The sequence below is a fragment of the Streptomyces sp. NPDC034111 genome (genome assembly GCF_055575375.1).
Window position 1 is genome coordinate 161,990 of record NZ_JBVIST010000013.1, and the last position, 21,362, is coordinate 183,351.

General features: G+C 70.5%; 25 protein-coding genes. 19 read left to right on the plus strand and 6 right to left on the minus strand.

Translation table 11 applies throughout. From position 1 onward, the window contains the following. Nucleotides 1–36: 36 nt before the first annotated feature. The 3 genes from ACZ55A_RS25955 (at nucleotide 37) to ACZ55A_RS25965 (ending at nucleotide 2,185) form a co-directional block, all read left to right on the plus strand. On the plus strand, nucleotides 37–306 hold the full coding sequence (locus ACZ55A_RS25955; RefSeq protein ID WP_468844529.1) for a hypothetical protein: 270 nt from the start codon (nucleotides 37–39) through the stop codon (nucleotides 304–306). Continuing rightward, nucleotides 303–641 carry a hypothetical protein gene (locus ACZ55A_RS25960; RefSeq protein WP_468844532.1) on the plus strand — a complete coding sequence of 113 codons (339 nt, stop codon included), beginning with the start codon at nucleotides 303–305 and terminating at the stop codon, nucleotides 639–641. Before ACZ55A_RS25955 ends, ACZ55A_RS25960 begins: the two co-directional genes overlap by 4 nt. Nucleotides 642–826: 185 nt before the next feature. Further along, nucleotides 827–2,185 carry an FG-GAP and VCBS repeat-containing protein gene (locus ACZ55A_RS25965; protein WP_468844535.1) on the plus strand — a complete coding sequence of 453 codons (1,359 nt, stop codon included), beginning with the start codon at nucleotides 827–829 and terminating at the stop codon, nucleotides 2,183–2,185. 91 nt (nucleotides 2,186–2,276) lie between these two features. Here ACZ55A_RS25965 and ACZ55A_RS25970 read toward each other — a convergent pair whose 3' ends face one another. Continuing rightward, entirely contained in the window at nucleotides 2,277–3,146 is an 870-nt protein-coding gene (locus ACZ55A_RS25970; protein WP_468844538.1) for an AraC family transcriptional regulator, read from the minus strand. 148 nt (nucleotides 3,147–3,294) lie between these two features. Continuing rightward, nucleotides 3,295–4,170 carry a helix-turn-helix transcriptional regulator gene (locus ACZ55A_RS25975; RefSeq protein WP_468844540.1) on the minus strand — a complete coding sequence of 292 codons (876 nt, stop codon included), beginning with the start codon at nucleotides 4,168–4,170 and terminating at the stop codon, nucleotides 3,295–3,297. 151 nt (nucleotides 4,171–4,321) lie between these two features. Here ACZ55A_RS25975 and ACZ55A_RS25980 point away from each other — a divergent pair, with 151 nt between their 5' ends. The 5 genes from ACZ55A_RS25980 to ACZ55A_RS26000 all read left to right on the plus strand — a co-directional run bounded on the left by ACZ55A_RS25980 (nucleotide 4,322) and on the right by ACZ55A_RS26000 (nucleotide 8,840). Then, the gene (locus tag ACZ55A_RS25980; protein WP_468844542.1) at nucleotides 4,322–5,833 is read left to right on the plus strand and encodes an MFS transporter; all 1,512 of its coding nucleotides are present in this window, start codon (nucleotides 4,322–4,324) and stop codon (nucleotides 5,831–5,833) included. Between the two features lie 161 nt (nucleotides 5,834–5,994). After that, nucleotides 5,995–6,612, plus strand: a complete 618-nt coding sequence (locus ACZ55A_RS25985) for a TetR/AcrR family transcriptional regulator (protein ID WP_468844545.1) — start codon at nucleotides 5,995–5,997, stop codon at nucleotides 6,610–6,612. Beyond that, nucleotides 6,609–7,265: a peroxiredoxin-like family protein gene (locus ACZ55A_RS25990; RefSeq protein ID WP_468844547.1), complete on the plus strand. Its 657-nt coding sequence runs from the start codon at nucleotides 6,609–6,611 to the stop codon at nucleotides 7,263–7,265. Before ACZ55A_RS25985 ends, ACZ55A_RS25990 begins: the two co-directional genes overlap by 4 nt. Nucleotides 7,266–7,410: 145 nt before the next feature. After that, nucleotides 7,411–7,662 (plus strand): hypothetical protein, encoded by a 252-nt coding sequence (locus ACZ55A_RS25995; protein ID WP_468844550.1) that lies wholly within the window; start codon nucleotides 7,411–7,413, stop codon nucleotides 7,660–7,662. 11 nt (nucleotides 7,663–7,673) lie between these two features. Next, on the plus strand, nucleotides 7,674–8,840 hold the full coding sequence (locus ACZ55A_RS26000; protein WP_468844552.1) for an SPFH domain-containing protein: 1,167 nt from the start codon (nucleotides 7,674–7,676) through the stop codon (nucleotides 8,838–8,840). Nucleotides 8,841–8,925: 85 nt separating this feature from the next. On the opposite strand, the gene ACZ55A_RS26005 is transcribed toward ACZ55A_RS26000, so the two are convergent. After that, nucleotides 8,926–9,768: a hypothetical protein gene (locus ACZ55A_RS26005; RefSeq protein WP_468844555.1), complete on the minus strand. Its 843-nt coding sequence runs from the start codon at nucleotides 9,766–9,768 to the stop codon at nucleotides 8,926–8,928. 1,221 nt (nucleotides 9,769–10,989) lie between these two features. Beyond that, nucleotides 10,990–11,487 carry a MarR family winged helix-turn-helix transcriptional regulator gene (locus tag ACZ55A_RS26010; RefSeq protein ID WP_468844557.1) on the minus strand — a complete coding sequence of 166 codons (498 nt, stop codon included), beginning with the start codon at nucleotides 11,485–11,487 and terminating at the stop codon, nucleotides 10,990–10,992. 291 nt (nucleotides 11,488–11,778) lie between these two features. Between ACZ55A_RS26010 and ACZ55A_RS26015 the strand changes: the two genes are divergently transcribed. Together ACZ55A_RS26015 and ACZ55A_RS26020 are read left to right on the plus strand one after the other, a co-directional pair. Continuing rightward, entirely contained in the window at nucleotides 11,779–13,017 is a 1,239-nt protein-coding gene (locus ACZ55A_RS26015; RefSeq protein WP_468844560.1) for a cytochrome P450, read from the plus strand. 58 nt (nucleotides 13,018–13,075) lie between these two features. Further along, nucleotides 13,076–13,270 carry a ferredoxin gene (locus ACZ55A_RS26020; RefSeq protein ID WP_468844563.1) on the plus strand — a complete coding sequence of 65 codons (195 nt, stop codon included), beginning with the start codon at nucleotides 13,076–13,078 and terminating at the stop codon, nucleotides 13,268–13,270. Nucleotides 13,271–13,399: 129 nt separating this feature from the next. On the opposite strand, the gene ACZ55A_RS26025 is transcribed toward ACZ55A_RS26020, so the two are convergent. Then, nucleotides 13,400–13,855 carry a nuclear transport factor 2 family protein gene (locus ACZ55A_RS26025; protein ID WP_468844566.1) on the minus strand — a complete coding sequence of 152 codons (456 nt, stop codon included), beginning with the start codon at nucleotides 13,853–13,855 and terminating at the stop codon, nucleotides 13,400–13,402. An 86-nt stretch (nucleotides 13,856–13,941) separates the two neighbouring features. On the opposite strand from ACZ55A_RS26025, the gene ACZ55A_RS26030 reads away from it, so the two are divergent. Beyond that, on the plus strand, nucleotides 13,942–14,508 hold the full coding sequence (locus tag ACZ55A_RS26030; protein ID WP_468844568.1) for a PadR family transcriptional regulator: 567 nt from the start codon (nucleotides 13,942–13,944) through the stop codon (nucleotides 14,506–14,508). 180 nt (nucleotides 14,509–14,688) lie between these two features. After that, complete coding sequence (locus tag ACZ55A_RS26035; RefSeq protein ID WP_468844571.1) at nucleotides 14,689–15,042, plus strand: hypothetical protein; 354 nt, start codon at nucleotides 14,689–14,691, stop codon at nucleotides 15,040–15,042. Here ACZ55A_RS26035 and ACZ55A_RS26040 read toward each other — a convergent pair. Continuing rightward, complete coding sequence (locus ACZ55A_RS26040; protein WP_468844574.1) at nucleotides 14,997–17,273, minus strand: MMPL family transporter; 2,277 nt, start codon at nucleotides 17,271–17,273, stop codon at nucleotides 14,997–14,999. The genes ACZ55A_RS26035 and ACZ55A_RS26040 overlap by 46 nt on opposite strands. Before the next feature lie 189 nt (nucleotides 17,274–17,462). On the opposite strand from ACZ55A_RS26040, the gene ACZ55A_RS26045 reads away from it, so the two are divergent. From ACZ55A_RS26045 to ACZ55A_RS26075, 7 genes are all read left to right on the plus strand, one after another. Then, complete coding sequence (locus ACZ55A_RS26045; RefSeq protein ID WP_468844577.1) at nucleotides 17,463–17,786, plus strand: ArsR/SmtB family transcription factor; 324 nt, start codon at nucleotides 17,463–17,465, stop codon at nucleotides 17,784–17,786. A 12-nt stretch (nucleotides 17,787–17,798) separates the two neighbouring features. Further along, nucleotides 17,799–18,032: a hypothetical protein gene (locus tag ACZ55A_RS26050; RefSeq protein WP_468844579.1), complete on the plus strand. Its 234-nt coding sequence runs from the start codon at nucleotides 17,799–17,801 to the stop codon at nucleotides 18,030–18,032. A 111-nt stretch (nucleotides 18,033–18,143) separates the two neighbouring features. Next, the gene (locus ACZ55A_RS26055; RefSeq protein ID WP_468844581.1) at nucleotides 18,144–18,689 is read left to right on the plus strand and encodes an LPXTG cell wall anchor domain-containing protein; all 546 of its coding nucleotides are present in this window, start codon (nucleotides 18,144–18,146) and stop codon (nucleotides 18,687–18,689) included. A 23-nt stretch (nucleotides 18,690–18,712) separates the two neighbouring features. Beyond that, nucleotides 18,713–19,420: an RNA polymerase sigma factor gene (locus tag ACZ55A_RS26060; RefSeq protein WP_468844584.1), complete on the plus strand. Its 708-nt coding sequence runs from the start codon at nucleotides 18,713–18,715 to the stop codon at nucleotides 19,418–19,420. Continuing rightward, complete coding sequence (locus ACZ55A_RS26065; RefSeq protein WP_468844587.1) at nucleotides 19,417–19,971, plus strand: hypothetical protein; 555 nt, start codon at nucleotides 19,417–19,419, stop codon at nucleotides 19,969–19,971. Before ACZ55A_RS26060 ends, ACZ55A_RS26065 begins: the two co-directional genes overlap by 4 nt. A gap of 160 nt (nucleotides 19,972–20,131) precedes the next feature. After that, nucleotides 20,132–20,755: a DUF4232 domain-containing protein gene (locus tag ACZ55A_RS26070; RefSeq protein WP_468844590.1), complete on the plus strand. Its 624-nt coding sequence runs from the start codon at nucleotides 20,132–20,134 to the stop codon at nucleotides 20,753–20,755. Nucleotides 20,756–20,947: 192 nt separating this feature from the next. Then, nucleotides 20,948–21,244 carry a type II toxin-antitoxin system VapB family antitoxin gene (locus ACZ55A_RS26075; RefSeq protein WP_006604254.1) on the plus strand — a complete coding sequence of 99 codons (297 nt, stop codon included), beginning with the start codon at nucleotides 20,948–20,950 and terminating at the stop codon, nucleotides 21,242–21,244. Nucleotides 21,245–21,362: the final 118 nt, after the last annotated feature.

A 21,362-nucleotide genomic window follows, 5' to 3' on the forward strand; every position in this document is an offset into this window, starting at 1 on the left:
GGGGGCGTGGCCACCAACCCCCTCGAGGTTGACGACATGAGCAAACCTATCGCCCTGGCCTGCAACGCGCTGCTGCGTCTGCTGTTTCCCGCCAGGGGCCGCCACCGCCACCGCGCACCCGTCGCCGCACCGGCCACCGTGGCGGTCCACGTCGCGCCGGTCTACGTACCCGTATGGCGCGGCTCAGAGGTGCCGTTACGCGGCGAGGACTCCCACCTCGTCCGCCCCTATCTCCTGACGCCTGAACAACGACGAGAGCGTCGTGCGCAGTACGCGCGGCGCCGGAACCTGGTGGTCGCGCGATGACCTACGACCCGGACAACCCGCAACTCCCCGGCTCCGGGCTCCGGTTGCTGCCTTGGGAGACCCCGTCGGGAGCGCCGTGCTTCCTGAGTACGGACCACTGCGACGGCTACCTCTCCAGGAAGGCCGACGCGATGGAGGCGGACCAGATGCGCGACGCCGCCGCCGTGGTCGAGGACGCGGAAGAGGTGTTGGGCGACCCGACGGCGGGGCCGCTGACGCTCCGGGTGACGCTCAAGCGGACCGCGAGGGCGCTCGGCGACGTACTGCGCATCGCGGACAGCAGGGGCGGGCGGCTGCCCGTGCCGGACAGCTCGGACGAAGGAGAGCACGCATAGATGGCATGGGCATGCGCTCCTCTCCGCCAGCTCGTCCCGGTTCGTCCCCAGCCCCAAGAATTCCTTCCTCTCCCCCTGCAACCTTCCGCCCTTGCCCGCTGTCTCCTGTTCACCAACCGACCCGTGTGTCCCGGCAGTAGCGCCCGGCGCATGGGCGGTCGTACGGAACATCGGAGAGACATTTCATGCGCATTCGCCCCGCAGCCTGCGCGGCGCTCCTCGTGGCGGCCCTCGTCCCCGTCTTCACGGCACCCTCAGCGAGCGCGGCCGCTGCGAAGTACGCGGACGACTTCAACGGTGACGGCTATCGCGACTACGCCACCTACTCGCCTGGGCACAGCCCGGGCGGCGGCGTCCTGATCACCTTCGGCACCGCCAACGGGCCCGGCACCCAGACCCAGATGATCGACCAGTCCAGCCCCGGCGTCCCTGGGGCCGACGAGGAGGGTGACCTCTTCGGCGGTCACAACACCCCCGCCGACTTCAACGCCGACGGATACGCGGACCTGGCGGTGACGGCGTACGGCGAAGACGTCAACGGGCTTACGGATCAGGGCTCCGTCACCATCCTGTGGGGAAGTGCGGGCGGCCTCTCCGGTGGCACCTCGGTCCCCAATATGGGCGCCAAGCAGTCCGACGGCCACTTCGGCCGGGACCTCGCCGTCGGAGACTTCAACGGGGACGGCAAGAAGGACCTCGCTGCGATCAGCGCGGGCAAGACCTACGTCTACCGCGGTCCCCTCACACCTTCCGGCGTGGGCGGCTCGATCTCCACCCTCGACAAGTCGTCGTCGAGCTTCGAGTCCGGGTCCCTGGTCGCCGGGAACATGAACGGCGACTCCAAGACGGATCTGGTGATCGTCGGGCTCGTCGACGAACCGGACAATTTCGGCACGGACGCCTGGTTCATCAAGGGCGGTTCCACGCTGACCTCGGGCAAGACCCTGCGCCTGGTCACGAACTACGCCGACCTCTTCCCCGACCAAGGGGTGATCGCCGACTTCAACAAGGACGGCTACGGCGACCTCGCGGTCGGCACCCAGATGTACGGCAACTACAAGGGCGCGGTGTCGCTCTGGTACGGCTCCTCCACCGGCCCCGCCACCAGCGCCCGCATCACCCAGGCCACCAGCGGCGTGGCCGGCACACCCGAGACCGATGACCGGTTCGGCTCGTCCATCTCGGCCGCCGACGTCAATGGCGACGGCTACCCGGACCTGGCGATCGGCGCGTACGGAGAGATGATCAACGAGCAGAATACCGAGGGCGGGGTCCACGTCCTGCGCGGCAGCGCGAGCGGCATCACCGGCACCGGCTCCCAGTGGTTCGCCCGCAACACCGCCGGCGTGCCGGGCTCCGTGGCGTGGAACGACTGCTTCGGCGACACGGTCCGGCTCCGCGACACCGACCGTGACGGTCACGCCGACCTGTTCATCACCGGCATCGTCGACGGCTCACTCCGCCTCCCCGGCACGTCATCCGGCATCACCACCACCGGCGTCTCCTCCGTGAACACGGAAATCATCGAGGGCATGCTCCAGTAGGCGGCGCCACTCTTCATCCGGCTCATCCGGCTCCCAGGCGGGCGGTCCTGCCCGCCTGGGAGCCGCGCCTACGCCGTCCACCGACGGTCCCTCAGGCCGCCGCCGTCCGCTCCACCGGAATCCACAGCTGGGTCTCCGCCTCCGACCAGTCCGGCGAGGGCCGGGTGTGCAGGATCTCCGGGCCCGTCCGGCTCTCGTACGGGTTGGCGGGGAACCACTGGGTGTAAACGTCGCGCCAGGTGTTCTGGAGCACCTCGGGGAACGGTCCGCTGTTCTCGAAGACGGCCCACGTACCCGCGGGGACGACCAGCACGTCAAGGTCCTCGGGGGCCTCGGCGCCGGTCACCGCCGCGTGGTAGTAGGCGAGTTCGGTGCCCTCCTCGCGGTTGCAGGAGAGGTGCTCGGTCACCGAGACGATCCCGGCCGGCTCCTGGTCGGACAGGTCGGCTATGCGTTGCACGGTCTCCAGGGGGAGGGTCTTGATGAACGCGGCGATGTCCGGGTTCACCCCCTCGTGGACGAGGGGCACGTGGGCCTTCTTGCCGACGACGCGGAACTCGTCCTTCTCCACGATCCGGTACTGCATGGTGGTGCTCCCTTCGATGATCAGGCGGAAGGACATCCGTGGCTGGGAGTGCAGGGCCGCACCGGTGCGCCGGGCCTCGCCCGGACCGACACCGTGCAGCGCGCGGAACGCACGGGCGAACGCCTCGCCCGACGTGTAGCCGTAGCGCACCGCGACATCCAGCAGCGTCCGTTCGCCCGCCAGCACCTCGGCGCCCGCGACGGTCAGCCGCCTGCGGCGGATGTACTCCGACAGCGGGAGCCCCGCCAGCGCGGAGAACATGCGCCGGAAGTGGTACTCCGACGTCATGGCGATCCGCGCCAGCTCGGCCGTCTCGATCCGCTGATCGAGGTGGCCCTCGATGTGCTCCATGGCCCGGTTCAGCTGCTCCAGCACCCCGGCCTCCTTCCCTTTCCGACCTGTCACCGTAGGAAGAAGCCACCCTGCCGGACCCGACATCCTGTGCCCGCTCCGGTCGGGTGCGACAGCCGGTGCGAGGCGCTGTCCTCACGCGCGCGCCGGTCACGGCACAGCAGCGACCGGCCTACGCCACGCCCGTCGCCCCGGCACTCTCCGGCGCCCCGTCCCGGACACCCCCCGCACACCGCTGCAACGCGGGCAGCTTCCCGGCCGTCTCCGCATCGGCCGGCATACACGCGAACAGCTTGACGCCGGGCGCATCCAGCGCCGCCAGCTTCACGTAGTCGAAGGTCAGCGGCCCGACCCAGGGGTGGCGGAACCGTCTGCGGCTGCTGCCGAAGTCCGCGATGTCATGCGCCTCCCACCAGGTACGGAACTCCGCGCTCGCCTCCCGCAGTCCGCCGGTCAGCTGCTCGAAGCGCGGGTCCCCGAGGCGCTGCCGGGAATCGGCCCGGAACTGGGCGACGAGGTTCTGCGCCTGCTCGTTCCAGTCGACCAGCAGGGTGCGCATGGCCGGATCCATGAACACCAGCCACAGCAGGTTGCGTTCGGCCGGCTCCAGCTGTCCCGGGTCGCCGATCAGGCCCGCCTCGGCGCGGTTCCAGCCCACCAGGTCCCAGTTGGCGTCGAGCAGGTACGCGGGGTGCGGTTCGAGCGCGTCCACCAGCCGCTGGAGCGCGGGGCCCGGGCCGCGGCCCGGTGGCTGCTCCGGCAGCGGCACCCCGGCCAGCGCGAACAGATGCCGGCGCTCGGTCGAGCTGAGCATCAGGGCGCGCGCCAGGCTGGTGAGGACCTGCCGGCTGACGGTGATGTCGCGCGCCTGCTCCAGCCACGTGTACCAAGTGACGCTGACCCCGGAGAGCTGGGCGACCTCTTCGCGCCGCAGCCCTGGAGTGCGGCGCCGCGGCCCCGCGAGGATGCCCGCATCCTCGGGCGTGATCCGTTCCCGGCGTGAGCGCAGGAACTCCCCCAGAGAGCGCCGCCGTTGCTGGTCAGCCATCGAGACTCCCGTTCGCAGCGGATCGCGGGGCGTACCGGCCGGGTCACGGCGCCCGCACTCGTATAGCGGCGTAGCGCGTATATGGGGGTGGTGGGAACACCAGCATAATTGGTCTCTGTACGCCCGTGCGGTGCCGTCCGACGCTTGCCGCATGACCCAGACCCAGCCCCCGGGCGCCACCGGGCAGCAGTCCCAGCCCCCCGTACGGTCGGCGATACCGCAGGGAGCACCGCCCTCCGGTGCGGCTGGCGGTGCGGCGCCGTGGCGGGCCCTGACCATCGCGCTGACCGGGGCCTTCATGGCCGTCCTCGACACGTTCATCGTGCTCGTCGCCGCCCCCGCCATCCAGGCCGATCTGCACGCCACCGCCGCCGATATCCAGCTGGTCCTGGCGGGCTATCAGCTCACCTACGCCATCGCCCTGATCACCGGCGCACGCCTCGGAGACCGCTACGGCCGCAAACGGCTGTTCCTGATGGGGATGGCACTGTTCACGCTCTCCTCCGTGGGCTGTGCGCTCGCGCCCGGCTCCGGCAGCCTGATCGGCGCACGACTGGTCCAGGGCCTGAGCGCGGCCGCGATGTTCCCGCAGGTCTTCGCGATGATCCAGGTGCTGGTCCCGGCGGAGAAGCGCCCCAGGGCGTTCGGTGCGCTCGGCGCGGTCATCGGAATGTCCACGATCGTCGGGCAGTTGCTCGGCGGAGTGCTGATCTCCGCCGACCTCTTCGGCTCCTCGTGGCGGCCGGTGTTCTGGGTCAATGTGCCCGTCGGTCTGGTGACGCTGCTGCTGGCCGCGCTGTACGTGCCCGAGTCCCGCGCACCGGAGGCCCGCCGCCTCGACCTGCCCGGCGCGGTCGTGCTCACCGTGGCGCTCTTCCTGCTCGTGGTGCCGCTGGTCGAGGGGCGCTCGTACGGCTGGCCGCTGTGGACCTGGCTCAGCCTGGCCGGCAGCGTGCTGGCGTTCGGCGCGTTCGGCCTGGTGGAACGGAGGGTGGACGCCGCGGGCGGTGCTCCGCTCGTCCAGCTGGGGCTGTTGCGCGAGCGTCCGTTCGCGGTCGGTATGACCCTGGTGGTAGTGGCCTACGCGGGTATCAACTCCTTCTTCCTCATCCTGTCGCTGACGCTCCAGGACGGTCTGGGCCTGGACGCGCTCGGAGCCGGGCTGGTCTATACGCCGCTCGCGGTCACGTTCTTCGCCACCAGCCTCATCGCCGGCCGGCTCGCCCGCTTCGGGCGCCGGGTGCTGCAACTCGGCGGTCTGATCAGCGGGCTGGGCTTCGCCGGCATCGCCGTTCTGGTCGTCAACGCCGGTGCCACGCTGACCGCGTGGGAGCTGGCGCCGGCCCTGCTCCTGGTCGGCGCGGGCAACGGTCTGCTGGTCACTCCGCTGCTGAACGCGGTGCTCGCCAACGTCGGTCCCCGGCACGTGGGGATGGCCTCCGGGCTGCTCTCCACCGGCCAGCAGATCGGCGGCGCGGTCGGCGTGGCCCTCGTCGGCGTCCTCTACTACAACGCCCTCGACGGCGCCGCACACAACGACGTGAGCGCATACGGGCATGCGCTGACGATCGCGGTGCTCTTCAACATCACCCTGGCCGCTGCGATCTCGGCACTGCTGCCGCTGCTGCCAGTGCTGCCGGGCACGGCGGCCCGCAGGAAGTAGCCGCCGCCCGCACAGGCCCCTCCGCGCGCTCTCGGCGCGGAGGGGCCGGCTCCACATGTTTTCCACAGCCATGGCCCAACTCACTTGCTCCACAGCCGTCTTGGCGTATCTTGGAATAACCGTTCCAAGATGAGCTGGGGCGCGAAAGGAGCAGCTTCGCCATGCCCGACATCAAGCACTTCAACCCCGACATCGTGCTGGACGAGGCCATCCAGGTCTTCTGGCGCCAGGGCCTGCCCACGACCGGGGTCCAGGCGCTGGTGACCGCTACCGGCGTCAGCCGCTCCAGCCTCTACGCCACGTTCGGCAACAAGGACGGTCTCTACGCAGCGGCGCTGGACCGCTATATAGCGCAGCACTCGGCACCGGCCTTCGCCCATCTCGCCTCGGCGGGCTCGGGGCTGACCGCGATCGAGGAGTTCTTCAGCGGGCTGATCGACGTACGGTGCTCCGGCCCGGTCGCCGGCTGGGGCTGCATGGTCACCAATGCCCACGCCGGTCCCGAATGCGCCGACCCCGGCATCCGCACCGTTCTCGAGGACCACCACACCACGCTCCAGTCGGCCCTGCGCTCGGCCCTGGTCACCGCGGCCGGCCTGGGGCAACTCCAGCCGTCCACCGACCTCGACGCCGCCGCCGCGGTGCTGGCGACCCTCGCATACGGCGTCAATCTGCGCTCCCGCGCCGGTGCCGACGCACAGTCCCTGACGGACACGGTGACCGCCGCCCTCGCGCCCCTGCGCGCGCATCCCTCACCTCAGGAGGACCCACCCCAATGAGCCTCAACGACGAACTGACCGCTGTCTTCCGCGCCGGCTTCAGCGTCATCCCGGACGCCGCCCGCGAAGTGATGGACCGCGCCGCCCGCGACCTCGCCGCCTCCGGCCAGGCCACGCGTGCCCGCCGGGCCGGGCAGACCGCACCCCGCTTCAGCCTCCCGACCGCCACCGGCGAGTCGGTGTCCCTGGACGCGCTGCTCGCCTCCGGCCCCGTCGTGCTCACCTTCTACCGCGGCGCCTGGTGCCCCTTCTGCAACCTCGCCCTGCGCGCGCTACAGGAGCACCTCGGCGAGTTCACCGCCCGCGGCGCCCAACTGGTCGCAGTCTCTCCGCAGATCCCCGACGAGTCCCTCACCCTCACCGAGAAGCACGCCCTGTCCTTCCCCGTCCTCAGCGACCTCGGCTCGGACACCGCCACGGCGTACGGTCTCGCCTTCGACCTGCCCGACGACCTGGCCGCCGTATACGACTCCTTCGGCTTCGACCTGCAACGGGTCAACGGCGGCCACCCGCGCACCCTGCCGATACCCGCCACCTACGTCATCGACCGTGACGCGACCATCCGTTGGTCCTTCATAGACACCGACTACACCGCCCGCGCCGAGCCCTCCGACATCCTCACCGCCCTCGACGCACTGCACTCGTCACACTGATTCCACAAGCAAGTCCTGGCAGGTCTTGACGGCATTTTGACCGCCGCACACCGCCCTCCCAACTCGCCGCCATCCCCCCATAGGCCCCTGCGCGCGGGGGCGCTATGGTCGTTTTCCAGGAACGTAACGGGGGAGGCAGCCGCCGATGGCACAGGATGATGCCGTGATCGGCTGCACGGGAGTGCTGCTGATCGGCACACGGGGGGCTGCCGGTCCCGGTGAGGTCCTGGTGCGGATCAGGGGTGGGTCAGAGGCCTTTCTCGCCTGGTCCGCCGAGCCCCTTCCGGTAGGGGCGACCGTGCTCGTGATCGAGTCCCGTGGCAATCGCCAGGTCGACGTCATGGAGTGGGCTGATCCGTTGGAGGCGTTGACCGGCGATGCCGGCGACGCCAGTTGAGGAGACGAAGGATGTTCGGTTACCGCGTTCCTGCCCCCGATCAAGCCATGCTGATCTCGGGAGGCAGGCGTGGCCAGGGGGGCGCACCGTTCCGAGTGGTGACCGGGCACGGCAAGTTCGTGCTGCCGGTCTTCCGCAAGGTCCGCTTTCTGACGCTGGCGATGTGTGAGGCCGAGGTCGCCGAGAAGTGCGTCACCCGGCAGGGCATCGCCCTCACGGTCCGCGCCGTGATCGCGTTCAAGGTCGGCAACGACACCGAGAGCGTCGTCAACGCGGGCCAGCGCTTCCTGTCCGACCAGGACCAGATGTCGGTGCTGACCGGCCGGATCTTCGCCGGCCATCTGCGCTCCATCATCGGCTCGATGACGGTCGAGGAGATCGTCACCGAACGTCAGAAGCTGGCCACCGAGGTCCTGGAGACGTCCAAGACCGAAATGGCGAAGATCGGCCTGATCGTGGACTCCCTCCAGATCCAGTCGATCGACGACGGCGACACCGGCTACATCGAGGCGATGTCCGCCCCGCACAAGGCGGCCATCCAGCGTCAGGCGCAGATCGCCCAGGCGCAGGCCACTCAGGCCTCCGTCGAGGCCCAGCAGGAGGCCGCGCGTAATCAGGCCGAGTACTCCCGGCAGACGGCCGTGGTCCAGGCCGAGTACACCGCCGAGGTGGACCGCGCCCAGGCACGCGCCGCCCAGGCCGGCCCGCTCGCCCAGGCGCACGCACAGCAGGAAGTCCTCGCCGCCCAGACCGAACTCGCCGAGCGCCGGGCCCGGCTGCGCCAGCAGGAACTGGTCACCGAGGTCGTCAAGCCCGCCGAGGCCGAGGCCGAGCGGATCAAGCTGCTCGCCATGGCCGAGGCCGAGCGCATGAAGATCCAGGCCGAGGCCGCCGCCTCGCACGACCGGGTCGCCCTGGACCGGATGCTCATCGACCAGCTCCCGCAGATCGTCAAGGAGGCCTCCGCAGGCCTGGCCAACGCCAACGTCAATGTCCTCAACGGCACCGACGGCCTCGGCGAAATCGCCGCCGGCCTGGTCGGCCAGGGCCTGACCATCCTCGACTCCGTCCGCCGCAACCTCGGCACCCCCGAGGCCCAGACCGCCAAGCCCGACAAGAACAGCCCCTCAGAAACAACCAACCCCCAGGGCCACAGCGGCCGGGTCGAGATCGAGTAGCACGAAGCGCGGCGCGAGTGGCGCCCACGAAGCGCTTACTCGTCAGTGGGCCCGGATTGCTCAGCGGTCCGGGCCCTCTCGATGTCTAGCCCGCGGCCACATCATCCAGCGAACGCCCACCCTTCTTGGTGATCTTCGGCATCTGCTCCTTCGGGGCACGACGCAACAGTTTCAGCTCTCGGCGCTCCACCCATGCGTTCCACGCTTTGAGGTAATAGAGCAGCTGAACCCGCGAATCATCGCTCTTACGATGACGCTTGCCGGCAGCCAGACCGAGCATGGTGTTCCTGAGAGTGAGGCGGGGGTCCCCGGCCTCCAGCCCCGCGCCACTCACCAGCTTGTCGAACCACTCCGTTTGGTCGACGTCGGGACGCTCTCGGCACGTGACGTACCAGCCGATGGATGACGCCGTCACGGTAATCCGCATAGCGCGGTTCAGCGCGATACCTCGAGTGATCGCCTCACGCATACCACCATGTTCCTGCAGCACTCTGAGCAGCTGATCATTCGTGGTCGAGGTGGCACGCCCGGACCACCCGGAGTCAGGCTGGTTGAGAAAGAGGTACAGACCACGCAATGCAGCAGCCAGATGCGTGCTGTTCTGCTCGTTGATCAAGGCAAGGGCGTCACGCCCAGTCCGCTTCCGACCAGTGTCCATCACTGAGAATGCGGCGCGCGGAACACCACGCGTCACACACATCTGTACCGCAGTACGGGACTTTTTCACCGCGCACAGCCGGTGCTGGCCGTCGATTAGCTCCCCGTCCTCATCAAAGGCCACTCCTTGATGCGTGAGTTGCCATTCACCACGCTCGATCGCACGAGCAAGCTGTGCGACCCATTCCTCATTCACTGGCCTGTTCTTGGGGTTCCTCAGCAGCCAGCCTTCCGCCAGCTCAGGGGTGACCTTCATGACTTCGGTATGCACTTACGCTCCTGTTCTTGGGCAATGGCAAGGAAGGGGCTCAGTCCGGCCCTCGGCGGATTCTTCTGCTGAGGTTGCGCCTTCAGGAAGTGGCTGTAATCGGTTGCGCCTCATCTTCATTGATCTGCCGACGCCATTCGTCGGTCATCAACCCGGCCTTACCGTAGGCCTGTTATGGGCACGGTGGTCCCTGGAGGCACGTTCCATACCGGTGGCCGGCGCCACCCGGCGCTGCGACCCGTGTCCTTGCGGCCCGCGTGGACTGATGCACATGCCAGGCGCGGGAAGAGAACACCAAAGCCCTGGGACCTGACACACCTCACTTGAAGTCGTGGCTTTTTACAGGGTCCCTAGTGCGCCAAGGACCGCCACACAGAGGGCCATAACGCATGCGAAGGCGCCACCGCCCGCCAAGACGGCCTCCGCGAAGCCTGCTCCGGCGCTGCCTTTGAGGATTCCCGTCACGAGTGCAATGACCAGAGAAAACAGCGCGGAGACCAATAGCCACAGAAGCCGGGCGCTGGAAGGTGCAGAGCGCGGCGTCCGAGCGCTCATCCCCCCGACTGAACGGCGCGGCTCCTCAGACGTGTGCACATTCTCTCCTTCTTGGTGCTGGGTACTCATGCCTGCCTCTCACGCCCATGAATGTAAAGACGTATGTCACACCATCAAGTCAGCGGCAGCTTAGGTCTGTCGCACCGGCACACCCGGCACACGCCTGTGCGCCGGCGGCCACCCAGGGACGGCAACAGCAAGCGTCAGAGGCGCCTAGCGCAACCTCGCGCGCGCAGGGCCCCCTGCAACCGCCCGCGGAAAAACGCCAGATGACTGCCCGTGAGTCTTGGCCGTCTGCTCAGACGCAACGACCGAAGAATGGCGATGCCGCGCGTACTGAGACAGCCCTCCATCCACGCGAGCCAACCGCGACGACATCATTCGTACGAGTGAAAAGCCGATAGGCGCCTCAGAGGGAAAATCACCCCTCCGAGTGATATGCCATGGCGGCGGCAACTCCACCCATCCCGGCATGTGCGCTCTTTGGCACATCGGTGATGGCAAGAGTGAGCGGGCAGTACGTGTGCGCGTGTAGCGCTCATCAGCGCCCCGGAGGTCAGCCTTTCATCACCGCGGCTGCGCGCCCCAAGACCTTCGCGCACCCGACAGCCGGGAGACTCGACCACCTCAGGCACCGTTCAGTGAAACAGCCTCAAGACTCAGGCATGCTCAGGCTCCCCGCCCCCGCTGCCGGTCCTCCTCCGCGTGTTTGCGGCGGGCCCAGGCGACCAGATGGTTGAGCACGGCGACGGTGGTGGCGATGTCGGCGTCGTCGAAGCCGGCCAGCGCCTCGTGAAGGCTCGTCTGGCTGGTCTGCTGGAGGCGCTGGAGGACGGCCTTGCCGTGCGGGGTGATGGCGACCTTGCGGGCGCGGCGGTCGAGCGAGTCCGGGGTGCGTTCGACCAGATCCTGGGATTCCAACTGGCTGATCTGACGGGTGACATGGGGCGGCTCGACCATCAGCAGCTCGGCCAGATCGCCGACCCTGGTGACGCCTCCGCTGTCCTCCAGGGCCATCAGCAGCCATAGGTCGGAGCGTGCGGCCGTGACACCCGCCTTGGCCGCCTGGCGCTCGTGTGCCCGGGAGCGGGTGAGCAGGTAGGACAGCGTGGCCAGCACTCTTTGCAGTGCGGCGGTGGGGTCCTGGTCTCTTCCGGGGTCCGGCATGCAGGCACTTTAGCGGCCCCTCGAACAACAGGTTGTGTGCCGGTGCGCACACTCTGCGTACCGGCCTGTGCTCGGTTTGAGCCAACCTCACGCGCGCCGTGATCTACCCCTTCCCCGCCCCGTTCGTGGTGAGTTACCGTGAGAAACCTTAGTTGCTTAAGTTAGGTAACTAGCTAAGAGTGACGAGTTCTGAGTCCATGAGCCCGTCGACATGAGCCCGTCGAGGAATGGCGCCACCCGCACCGTTCGCCACGGCATCCGCCGTGTCCCGATCGTGGAAGGACCAGACCGATGACGACCGCAGAACGCATCGACGCGGAACGCCCCGCCGGCTCGGACGAGCGCCCCGCACCCCTCTCCCTCCCGGCCGCCCGGGCCGGCGGCTGCCCCTTCGCCCCGGCGCCCGGGGTCGAACGCGCCCGCCAGGAAGAGCCGATCACCCGGGCGACACTGTGGGACGGCTCCAGCTGTTGGCTGGTGACCCGGCATCAGGACGTACGGGCGGTCCTCGGCGACCCGCGGTTCAGTGCGGACGCCACCCGCCCGGGGTTCCCGTTCCTCACCGCCGGCGGCCGTGAACTGGTCACCAGCACCCCGACCTTCATCCGCCAGGACGACCCCGAGCACGCCCGGCTGCGCCGTATGCTCACCGCCGACTTCATGATCAAGAAGGTGGAGGCGATGCGCCCCGAGGTGCAGCGCATCGCCGATGAGCTGCTGGACCGGATGACCGACGGCCGTGACTCGGCCGACCTGGTCACCGCGTTCGCCCTGCCGCTGCCGTCCCTGGTGATCTGCCTGCTGCTCGGTGTCCCGTACGACGACCATGCGTTCTTCCAGGAGCGCAGCCGGATCCTGCTCAGCCTCCGGTCGACCGCCGATGAGGTGCGCACCGCCCAGCAGGAGCTGCACGCGTTCCTGACCCGGCTCGCCGAGTCCAAGCGGCACACACCGGACGACGGCATCGTCAGCCGGCTGGTCGCGCGCGGCGAACTCAGTGCCGGCGAAATCGCCTCCATGGGGCGGCTGTTGCTGGTCGCGGGCCATGAGACCACCGCGAACATGACCGCACTGTCCACGCTCGCCCTGCTGCGCAACCCCGGCCAGCTGGCCCGGCTGCGCAAGGACCCGTCACTGATCAAGGGTGCCGTGGAGGAGCTGCTGCGCTATCTGACGATCGTCCACAACGGCCTGCCGCGGGTCGCTGTGGAGGACGTCACCGTCAGCGGCTTCACCATCCGCGCGGGCGAGGGCGTGGTGTGCACGCTCAACTCCGCCAACCGCGACGAGGAGGTCTTCCCCGGCGGCGACGCGCTCGATGTCGGCCGCGACGCCCGCCGCCATGTGGCCTTCGGGTTCGGTGTTCACCAGTGCCTGGGCCAGCCGCTGGCGCGTGTGGAGTTGCAGATCGCCCTGGAGACGCTGCTTCGCCGGCTGCCGGAGCTGCGGCTCGCGGTCCCCTTCGAGGAGGTCCCCTTCCGTCACGACATGGGGATCTACGGGGTGCACGCCCTGCCGGTCGCCTGGTAACCGCCCGTCCCGACTCAGCCACCTTCCTTTGTCCACGGACCACTTGGGGGAACCAGCCATGCGCATCCACGCAGACCAGGAGAAGTGCTGTGGCGCCGGCAGCTGCGTACTGGCCGCGCCGGACGTCTTCGACCAGCGCGACGAGGACGGCATCGTCGTCGTCCTGGACGCCGCGCCGCCTGCCGAACTGCACGACGCGGTACGCGAGGCCGCGGCCATCTGCCCGGCCGCCGCACTCACGGTGACCGACTGATCCGACTGATCCAGCACGGGCCGGCCCTCGCACGCCATCTGCGGGGGCCGGCCCGCCACGCCTACGGCTGCGCCACCGGGCCACCCCCGCGAACGGCCTCTTCGCGGCGGGCCCGTCCGCGACCGACCGCTACGCCACGGCCCCCTCCGCCACCGGCCCTTCCCCGACCAGCCCGTCCGCGACCAGTCCGGCGAGCACCGCCTCGCCCAGCGCCTGTACCGCGGACTGCGGCCGCACCATCACCGTGAACTCCCTGATCAGGCCCGCCTCGTCGAATTGCAGCAGATCGATGCCGTGGATCTGCTTGCCGTTCACGGTGGCCCGGAAGATCAGGATCGTCGAGTCCGCCGTGCCGCCGTCCGGCCCCGCCGCCGTCTCCGCGCTGCCGGCCAGCTCGCCCACGTAACGGAAGTCCTCGAAGGTCCGCAGCAGCACCCCGAAGAGCCCCAGCACCATCGGCCGGCCCTCGAAGGGGGTGAACTTCACCGGGCTGTAAAAGCGGATGTCCTCGGTGAACAGCCCTTCCAGCGCACCAAGTTCGCGTGCCTCCACCGCCGCCTTGAAACGTTCCGCGGTCGTCGCCATGACGTAACCCCTCTCCTGCTGCCGCTCCCGCCTAGTCACGACTATGATTAGTCAGATTCTTGATTATGGGAAGGGGTGGCCGGACCATGGCCCTCAAGCACGCGGTGCTGGCGGCGCTGCTGGACGGCGAGTACAGCGGCTATCAGCTGGCCAAGGCCTTCGACGCGGGCGTCGCCAACTTCTGGCACGCGCTGCCGCAGCAGCTGTACGCCGAGCTGACCAGGCTGGAGGCGGACGGGCTTGTCGCCGGCCGCCAGGTGGTGCAGGAGACCCGGCCCAACAAGCGGCTGTTCCAGGTCACCGACGCGGGCCTGGCCGAGCTGGAGCGGTTCGCCGCGGCCACCGCCAAACCGTCCTTCATCCGCGACGATCTGCTGGTCAAGGTGCAGGCCGTGGACCGGATCGCCGCCACACCGGTGATCGAACAGCTCGACGAGCGGGGCCGGATCGCCGCCGCCAAGACCGAGATCTTCGAGAAGCTGCTGACCCGGCTGCGCGGCGACCGCGACGAGGCGGACTTCCTGGCCCACGGCTCCCGGATCGGCCCGTATCTGACCTGTCTGCGCGGTCTGAGCTTCGAACGGGAGACCCGCGACTGGTGCGAGCGCATCGCGGCCGTCCTACGGGAGCGCGCCGCGGCGGCACAGCGCTAGGGACACACGCCCGCCCTGGACCGGTCCGCCGGGTTCGCACAACGACCGGTCCTCCGGTTCGTACAACGCTCGACGGATCGATTCTTCAGCACCCCTTTCGTGTGACGGCGCACATCGTTCGGCCTACGCATGGGCAACCCACCTTCCGCACGGATAACGGAAAAGGAAGGGAATATCCCCATGCGTCTTCGCCGTACCGTCACCGCCCTCGCCGCCACCGCCGGCGCCCTCACCCTCGCGCTGGCCCTGCCCGCCTCGCCGGCCGGCGCCGCGACCGGCACCTTCACCTACGTGTACGACGACCGCGGCGTCCCGCACCTGGGCCTGCTGCCCGATCCGCCCAGCCGGCGGTGCCTCACCCTCGCCGAGGTGGGGGACCGGGACGTGCCGCCGGCGCACTCACCGCGGAACTACACGTCCGGGACCGCCATCGTCTTCACCGGCCCCGACTGCACCGGCGAGTACTTCAGCCTCCGGCCGCACGGCGGTCACGCTTCCGACCGGCTGAAGCTCCGCTCGGTGGTCTTTTCCTGAGAATCGGCGGTCTTCTCCTGAGCCGACGGCCACCAGCTGCGCCGCCCGAGGAGGGTCAGCGCGGACGGCAGGATCATCACGCGGATGACGAAGGCGTCCAGCAGCACCGCCACGGCGAGGCTGAAGCCGATCTGCTTCATCTCCGCCAGGCGCAGGAGCATAAAGCTGGCGAAGACCGTGACCATGACCACCGCCGCGCTGGTCACGACCTTGGCGGAGGCGCCGATCCCGTGCAGTACGGCCTGCCGGGTCGGCACTCCGCGCAGCACCTCCTCCTGTATGCGGCTGACGACGAAGACCTGGTAGTCCATCGACAGCCCGAAGAGGATCACGAAGAGGAACAGCGGTACGCGTGAGCCGATCGCGCTGGTCGCCGCGGTGTCGAAGCCGAACAGCGTGCTGGCCAGCCCGTGCTGGAAGAAGACCACGACCAGGCCGAAGGCCGCGGCCGCGGAGAGCAGGTTGAGCGCGACGCCGAGCAGTCCGATGACGACCGAGCGGAAGACCAGGGCCGTCATGAGGAACGTCAGCAGCAGCAGCGCGCCGATGACCAGGGGAAGCTTCTCGTCCTGGTGGGCGAGGTAGTCGGTGTCGTGCGCGACATCCCCGCTGACCGCGAACTGCGCACCGGGCACCGCGCCGACGGTGGCCGGCAGATAGTGCGTACGGAGCCGGTCCAGCGACCGCAGCGCCTCGGGTGAGCTCACCTTGTGGGGCGTCGACAGCTCCATGGTGGTGGTGCGGTGGTCCCGGGAGGTGCGCAGCAGCGGCGCGGCGCCCTTGGCGTAGAGCGGGTCGGCCGCGGCTTCGCTTCTCAACTCCCGTAGCGCCGCCGCCACTTCGGAGGCACGGCCGGCGGGTGCCCGGACCACGATCTGATGCTGGACGCGCAGATCGGGGAAGGCCGTGGTGAGGCGGTCGTAGGTCTGCATGGCGGGGACCTCGCGGGAGTGGCTGTCCTTGTTGAGGACCCGCAGCTGCATGCCCAGCGCCGGCGCGGCCAGCCCCAGCATCAGCAGGACGGACAGACAAAGGGTGGCGGCCGGATACCTGCTCGCCGGGCGCAGCAGGGCGCTCCAGATGCGGCCGTTGCCGGCGCCCGGGTCCTGCGCCGCACGCCGGCGGGGAGTCCGCCGCCCCCTGCGCTCCGCACGGCGTTCGGCGCGCCGGGCGAGGGTGACCAGCAGGGCGGGCAGCGCGGTCAGCGAGCTGAGGACCGCGGCAAGTACGACGATGACGGTGCTGGTCGCGAGCGAGGCGAAGACCACATCGGTGGCCAGGTAGAGGGTGGCGGTGGAGACCACGACCGCGAAGCCGGAGACCACGATCGCCCGGCCGGAGGTGGCGGCGGCCAGCTCGACCAGCGCCTCCGCGCCGAGCCGGCCGCCGGCGCGGGCCCGTTCCTCGCGTTCGCGCTTGAGGTAGAAGAGCGTGTAGTCGACGCCTACGGCCATGCCGATCAGGATGATGACGTTGTTGCCGACCCCGGCGTCCGGCAGGACATGGGAGACCACGGCCGACAGCCCCATGGCGGCCGCGATCGAGCTCAGTGCGAGCAGCAGCGGGACTGCCGCCATCAGCCCGGAGCCGAAGACGGCCAGCAGCGTCAGCAGGGTGATCGGCAAGGTGATCGCCTCGCTGAGGGCCAGGTCCTCGTCCCGCTGGGTGTCGAGGCCGGCCGAGACCGACGGATTGCCGGTCTCCTCCACCCGCAGGTCCGGGTGGCTGCGCTGGGCCGCCGCGGTCTGCGCGACGAGCGGCGCGACATGGGCGTCGGCGTCCGCCTCGGTGCCCTTCATGGTCACCGCGACCCGCAGCCTGCTGCCGTCGGCCGAGCGGACCGGGGGTGCCACCCGGGCCACCTCGGGCAGCCGGTGCATCCGCGCGGTGATGTCCCGTACGGCGGCCTCGGCCGCGGCCTCGTCCAACGGCCCGGAGCGGGCGGAGATCAGTACCTGTTCGACCGCCGCGCGGTCCAACTGCCCCTCGGCCGCAAGGGTCTCGGCACGGCCCGCCTCCCCCACGCGGTAGTCCTCGGCGGTGGCGCTGCGGGTGCCCAGCGCGGCGCCCACCCCCAGGCACAGCACCACGAACGCCAGCCACCCGGCCAGCGCGCGCCAGGGATTCCGGGCGCTCCACACCGCGATGCGTACGGTCAACGACCGCTCCGCCGTCGGCCGTTGGTCCCTCGGCCGGTGGTCTCCCGGCCGTTCCTGCACGGTCGTCGTCATGCGCCCCGCCCCTTCCCCCACTGTTGCGCACCACCACTGGTACGCATGTAAGTCGAGAATTACAGGTGTCGGCACGGAGCGTCAACCGTAAGATTGTGGCGGCCGGAGGGCGGCGGGCTTTCTTGACAGTCCGTCGCGGCATGCGAAAACCTCCGCTGACAGGCGTCCGGAACGGCAAGAAGGTGGGCCATGAACAGCGAAGAGCTGCTGGCCCTGCTGTCCGCCGTCGGCCATGCGCAGCGGCTGCGGGTGATCGCCGAGCTGGCCGGCGGCCGGCTGTACGTCAGCGAACTGGCCCGCCGGCTGGAGATGTCCCGGCCGCTGCTCTATATGCATCTCGACCGGCTGGAGAAGGCCGGCCTGGTGGTGGGGCGGCTGGAGCTGTCCGAGGACGGCAAGGCACTCAAGTACTTCGAACTCACACCGTTCGAGCTGAAGCTGAACGTGGCCACCGTCCTCGCCGCCCTCCAGGAGGACGGGGCCGGGGCGGCGCCATCGGACGAACGACCCTAGGGGGACCCGTACATGGGCAGCACCATCATCCCGATCTCCATCCTCTTGATCGTCTTCGCCTCGGTCACCACGATCGTGGCGTCGTACTTCAAGCTCCAGCGCCACCGCGCGGACGCCGCGGCGCTCGCCGAGTACCGCAAGCTCGCCGAGCGGGTCACCGCCCAACAGGAGACGATGAGCGCGCAGTTGACGGAGCTGGGCGACCGGGTCAAGGCCGTGGAGAAGCTGCTACAGAGCGTCGGCTGAGGCGGCCGGAAGAATTTCCGCGCCGGCCGGCAACCCCCGCCGCCGCCGCACGTCGTCACGGGTGAGGGCGCCGATCAGGCGCCGCGACCGACGAACGTGGAGCAGCCGACCGTGACGTTTCCCCGTACTTCCCCTTCTTCCCGTACCTCTCCCGCCTCCCGGCGCCGCGGTACCCGCCCCGGTGCGCGCGGCGCGGCCGGTGCCGGGCTGATCGCCGCACTGGTGCTCACCGCGCTGTCGGCTGCGGGCACCGCACACGCCGACGACCGTACGGACAGCGCGCGGCCGACGGCCGCCCCATCCGCCGGCGTTACCCCGTCGGCCAGCGCGACCCCGTCCCCCACCGCCCGCCCGACCTCGTCCGCCGGCCCCCGGCCCACCTCGCCCGGCACCCCCAGGCCGAGCGCGACGCCCACCCGGCCCGGTCCGCAGCCGACCAGCACCTCGCCGCACCCCAGCGCCTCGCCCACCAGCCCCGGCCGCGGTGACGGCGCCTCGGCCGGTGCCCGGCCCACCCCTGCCGGGCGACCCGGCGGCAAGGAACTCGCGCACACCGGCGCCTCCTCGACGACCACCGTCGCACTGGGCGCCGGCGCCGCGGCGCTGATCGCCACCGGTGGCGGCGCGCTCCACGCGGTCCGCCGCCGGCGCGGCTGAGGACGCCCGGGTCCGAGGCACCGATGGAGTACTCCGCCGGCTCGCGCCCCGCCCCGGTACGGTTCGCCCTGCCGGGGCCCCGGCATGCCCTGTGGCGGTGGCTGCTGCGCACCGCCCGCCCGACGGCCGCCCACCGCGAGGCACCGCGCCACCCCGGCCACCCGGCCGGGCACCCCGCCGACGGCCGTGCGGTACCCGGCCCGCACCGGTTGCCGGACGACGTGGACGGCCCGCCGCCCGAGGCCCGGCCCACGATCAGCGAGCTCTACCACGCACAGCGGCTCACCATGGTCCGGCTGGCCGTCCTGCTGGTCGACGACCGCGCCACCGCCGAGGACGTCGTCCAGGACGCCTTCGCCGCGCTCTACAAGCGGCACGGCGAGCGGCTTGACGACGTCGACAACGCCCTGGCGTATCTGCGCACCGCGGTCGTCAACGCCGCCCGCTCGGTGCTGCGGCGCCGGCGCACCGCACGCGACTACACCCCGCCGTACGAGGCGGACGCGCCGTCCGCCGAGGAGCGGATCGTGCTGGACGAGGAGCACCGCGAGGTGTTCGCCGCGCTGAGCGGACTGACCGCGCGCCGGCGGGAGGTCCTCGTGCTGCGCTACTGGGGCGACCTGACGGAAGCGCAGATCGCCGCGACGCTGGGGATCAGCCGCGGCGCGGTGAAGTCCCTCGCCAGCCGCGCCCTGGACTCGCTGGAGAAGATCTTGGAGGCGCGCTCATGAACGGCCCCGGTACCCAGCCCGAGCGGCCGGTCGAGGAGCGGCTGCGGCGGGCCTTCTCGGCGCGCGCCGAGAGCATCAGCATCCGTGATCTGCGGCCCGCCGCACCCCCGGGGCCGCCGCTGGGCCGACGGCGCCCGGCCGTCCCGGAGCGGCCCTGGCTGCGCCGCTTCGGACTGCCGCTGGCCGCGGCCGCCGCGGCCGCCGCCGTGGCACTGGGCTACCTGGCGGGCACACCCGACGGTCCGCCGCCCCGGCCCGTCCCGCCCGCGACCACACCGAGCCCGGTCGGCCCCACCCCGTCCCCGACGCGGAGCCATCCGACCCCAGAACCCTCGTCGCACGGCCCGTCGGCGGACCCCGGCCGTCCCCCCGGCGCCACCGGCTCCGCCACTCCCGGCGCCGACCCCGTACGCCCACCCCGCGGCACCCCGACGGCCCCCTCCAGCGGCCGGCCGTCGGGGCGCGCGGACGCCACCGGCCGGCCGTCCCCCTCGTCGACACCCACGGCCACCCCCGGCATCAGTAATTCGCCCACCGGGACGGCCGGTTGAGGTGGGCTCCAGGAGGGCGGCGTGCGGGCCCCGTGCGAGGGCGGCCGGTCCGTCGCGTGCCGCGCGTGGGCCGCCCCCGGTGCGCGTTAGCGGCGCGTTAGTCGATCACCAGCGCCCGAGCCGAAGGTCGTGGATACGCCACCGTTCCGGGGGAGTTCCCATGCCGTCCGTCACCACCACCGCCCGCCGGGCCCTCACGGCAGGCCTGACCGCCACCGCCGCACTGGGCCTGGCCGCCTGTCAGGGCCATGTCGTCAGCAAGGCCGACGAACCGGCCACCGCCGTCTCACCGGCCCCCACCACGCCCGCCCCGCCGGACGGCGGCCACCTGCGGCCCGGCCCCGGCGGACGGGTCGCCTGTACGCCCGAGATGCTCCGGTTCCACGCCGGGGCGTTGGCCGGCAGGGCCCACCGCATGCTGCTGACCGTCACCAACTACTCCGACCGGCCCTGCGACTTCGCCGCCCAGGGATACCCGCTGCTGCGGTTCGGCGACGGCCGGCCGCCCGCCCTCCCGGCGATCGGCGCGAGCCGGCCGTCCTCCGTGGTCACCCTCTCGCCCGGCGGGACCGCGTACGCCACGGTCACCACCGGCGCACCCGACGGCCCGCACGGCAGAAGGGGCGGGCGCGGCCGGAAGATCTCGCAGTTCGGGGTGGCGCTGGCCGCCCGCGCCGTCCCCGTCCAGGTCGGGCTGGACGGCCGCGCCCCGGTCCGGGTCGACCCGCGCACCGCCGAGGTCACGTACTGGCAGTCGAGCCTGGCGGCCGCCCGGAAGTGGTGACACACCGGCCGGCCCCGGTGTGAGGTGTCCGCCAGAGCCCGCCGCGGGCGCCCGTTCGCGCCCGTTCGCGCCTCTTCCGCCCGGGGGATCCCGGCCCCTCGCTCACCAAAGATCCAAAAATGCCGCCAATGATCCTTTTGCACTGCTGCGGCATGGCTGCGCCCGGTGCCGCTCGCCCGGTAGGCTTTCCGTGTGATCTTCAAGCGCATCGGAAATGGGCGGCCGTACCCCGACCACGGCCGGGAGAGCACCCGCCAGTGGGCGGATGTCGCCCCGCGCCCGGTACGCCTCGACCAGTTGGTGACGACCAAGCAGCAGCTCGATCTCGAAACGCTGCTCGCCGAGGACTCGACGTTCTACGGCGACCTCTTCGCGCACGTCGTGAAGTGGGAGGGCGACCTCTATCTGGAGGACGGGCTGCACCGCGCCGTGCGGGCTGCGCTCCAGCAGCGCCAGGTGCTGCACGCGCGCGTCCTGGAGCTGGACTGACCCCGGAGGCCCGCCGACGTGCGAAAACCCCCGGAAACCCGGCGTCTGCGCACGACTCCACCCATCCCGCCCTGCCTGAATTGATCCTTTTGGGTTGGGTCTGACGCCACGCGTTGAT

Coding starts and splice junctions, on each gene's coding strand:
- ACZ55A_RS25955 (WP_468844529.1), top strand. CDS start 37: ATGAGCAAACCTATCGCCCTGGCCTGCAACGCGCTGCTGCGTCTGCTG.
- ACZ55A_RS25960 (WP_468844532.1), top strand. CDS start 303: ATGACCTACGACCCGGACAACCCGCAACTCCCCGGCTCCGGGCTCCGG.
- ACZ55A_RS25965 (WP_468844535.1), top strand. CDS start 827: ATGCGCATTCGCCCCGCAGCCTGCGCGGCGCTCCTCGTGGCGGCCCTC.
- ACZ55A_RS25975 (WP_468844540.1), bottom strand. CDS start 4,170: ATGGCTGACCAGCAACGGCGGCGCTCTCTGGGGGAGTTCCTGCGCTCA.
- ACZ55A_RS25980 (WP_468844542.1), top strand. CDS start 4,322: ATGACCCAGACCCAGCCCCCGGGCGCCACCGGGCAGCAGTCCCAGCCC.
- ACZ55A_RS25985 (WP_468844545.1), top strand. CDS start 5,995: ATGCCCGACATCAAGCACTTCAACCCCGACATCGTGCTGGACGAGGCC.
- ACZ55A_RS25990 (WP_468844547.1), top strand. CDS start 6,609: ATGAGCCTCAACGACGAACTGACCGCTGTCTTCCGCGCCGGCTTCAGC.
- ACZ55A_RS25995 (WP_468844550.1), top strand. CDS start 7,411: ATGGCACAGGATGATGCCGTGATCGGCTGCACGGGAGTGCTGCTGATC.
- ACZ55A_RS26000 (WP_468844552.1), top strand. CDS start 7,674: ATGTTCGGTTACCGCGTTCCTGCCCCCGATCAAGCCATGCTGATCTCG.
- ACZ55A_RS26010 (WP_468844557.1), bottom strand. CDS start 11,487: ATGCCGGACCCCGGAAGAGACCAGGACCCCACCGCCGCACTGCAAAGA.
- ACZ55A_RS26015 (WP_468844560.1), top strand. CDS start 11,779: ATGACGACCGCAGAACGCATCGACGCGGAACGCCCCGCCGGCTCGGAC.
- ACZ55A_RS26020 (WP_468844563.1), top strand. CDS start 13,076: ATGCGCATCCACGCAGACCAGGAGAAGTGCTGTGGCGCCGGCAGCTGC.
- ACZ55A_RS26025 (WP_468844566.1), bottom strand. CDS start 13,855: ATGGCGACGACCGCGGAACGTTTCAAGGCGGCGGTGGAGGCACGCGAA.
- ACZ55A_RS26030 (WP_468844568.1), top strand. CDS start 13,942: ATGGCCCTCAAGCACGCGGTGCTGGCGGCGCTGCTGGACGGCGAGTAC.
- ACZ55A_RS26035 (WP_468844571.1), top strand. CDS start 14,689: ATGCGTCTTCGCCGTACCGTCACCGCCCTCGCCGCCACCGCCGGCGCC.
- ACZ55A_RS26040 (WP_468844574.1), bottom strand. CDS start 17,273: ATGACGACGACCGTGCAGGAACGGCCGGGAGACCACCGGCCGAGGGAC.
- ACZ55A_RS26045 (WP_468844577.1), top strand. CDS start 17,463: ATGAACAGCGAAGAGCTGCTGGCCCTGCTGTCCGCCGTCGGCCATGCG.
- ACZ55A_RS26050 (WP_468844579.1), top strand. CDS start 17,799: ATGGGCAGCACCATCATCCCGATCTCCATCCTCTTGATCGTCTTCGCC.
- ACZ55A_RS26060 (WP_468844584.1), top strand. CDS start 18,713: ATGGAGTACTCCGCCGGCTCGCGCCCCGCCCCGGTACGGTTCGCCCTG.
- ACZ55A_RS26065 (WP_468844587.1), top strand. CDS start 19,417: ATGAACGGCCCCGGTACCCAGCCCGAGCGGCCGGTCGAGGAGCGGCTG.
- ACZ55A_RS26070 (WP_468844590.1), top strand. CDS start 20,132: ATGCCGTCCGTCACCACCACCGCCCGCCGGGCCCTCACGGCAGGCCTG.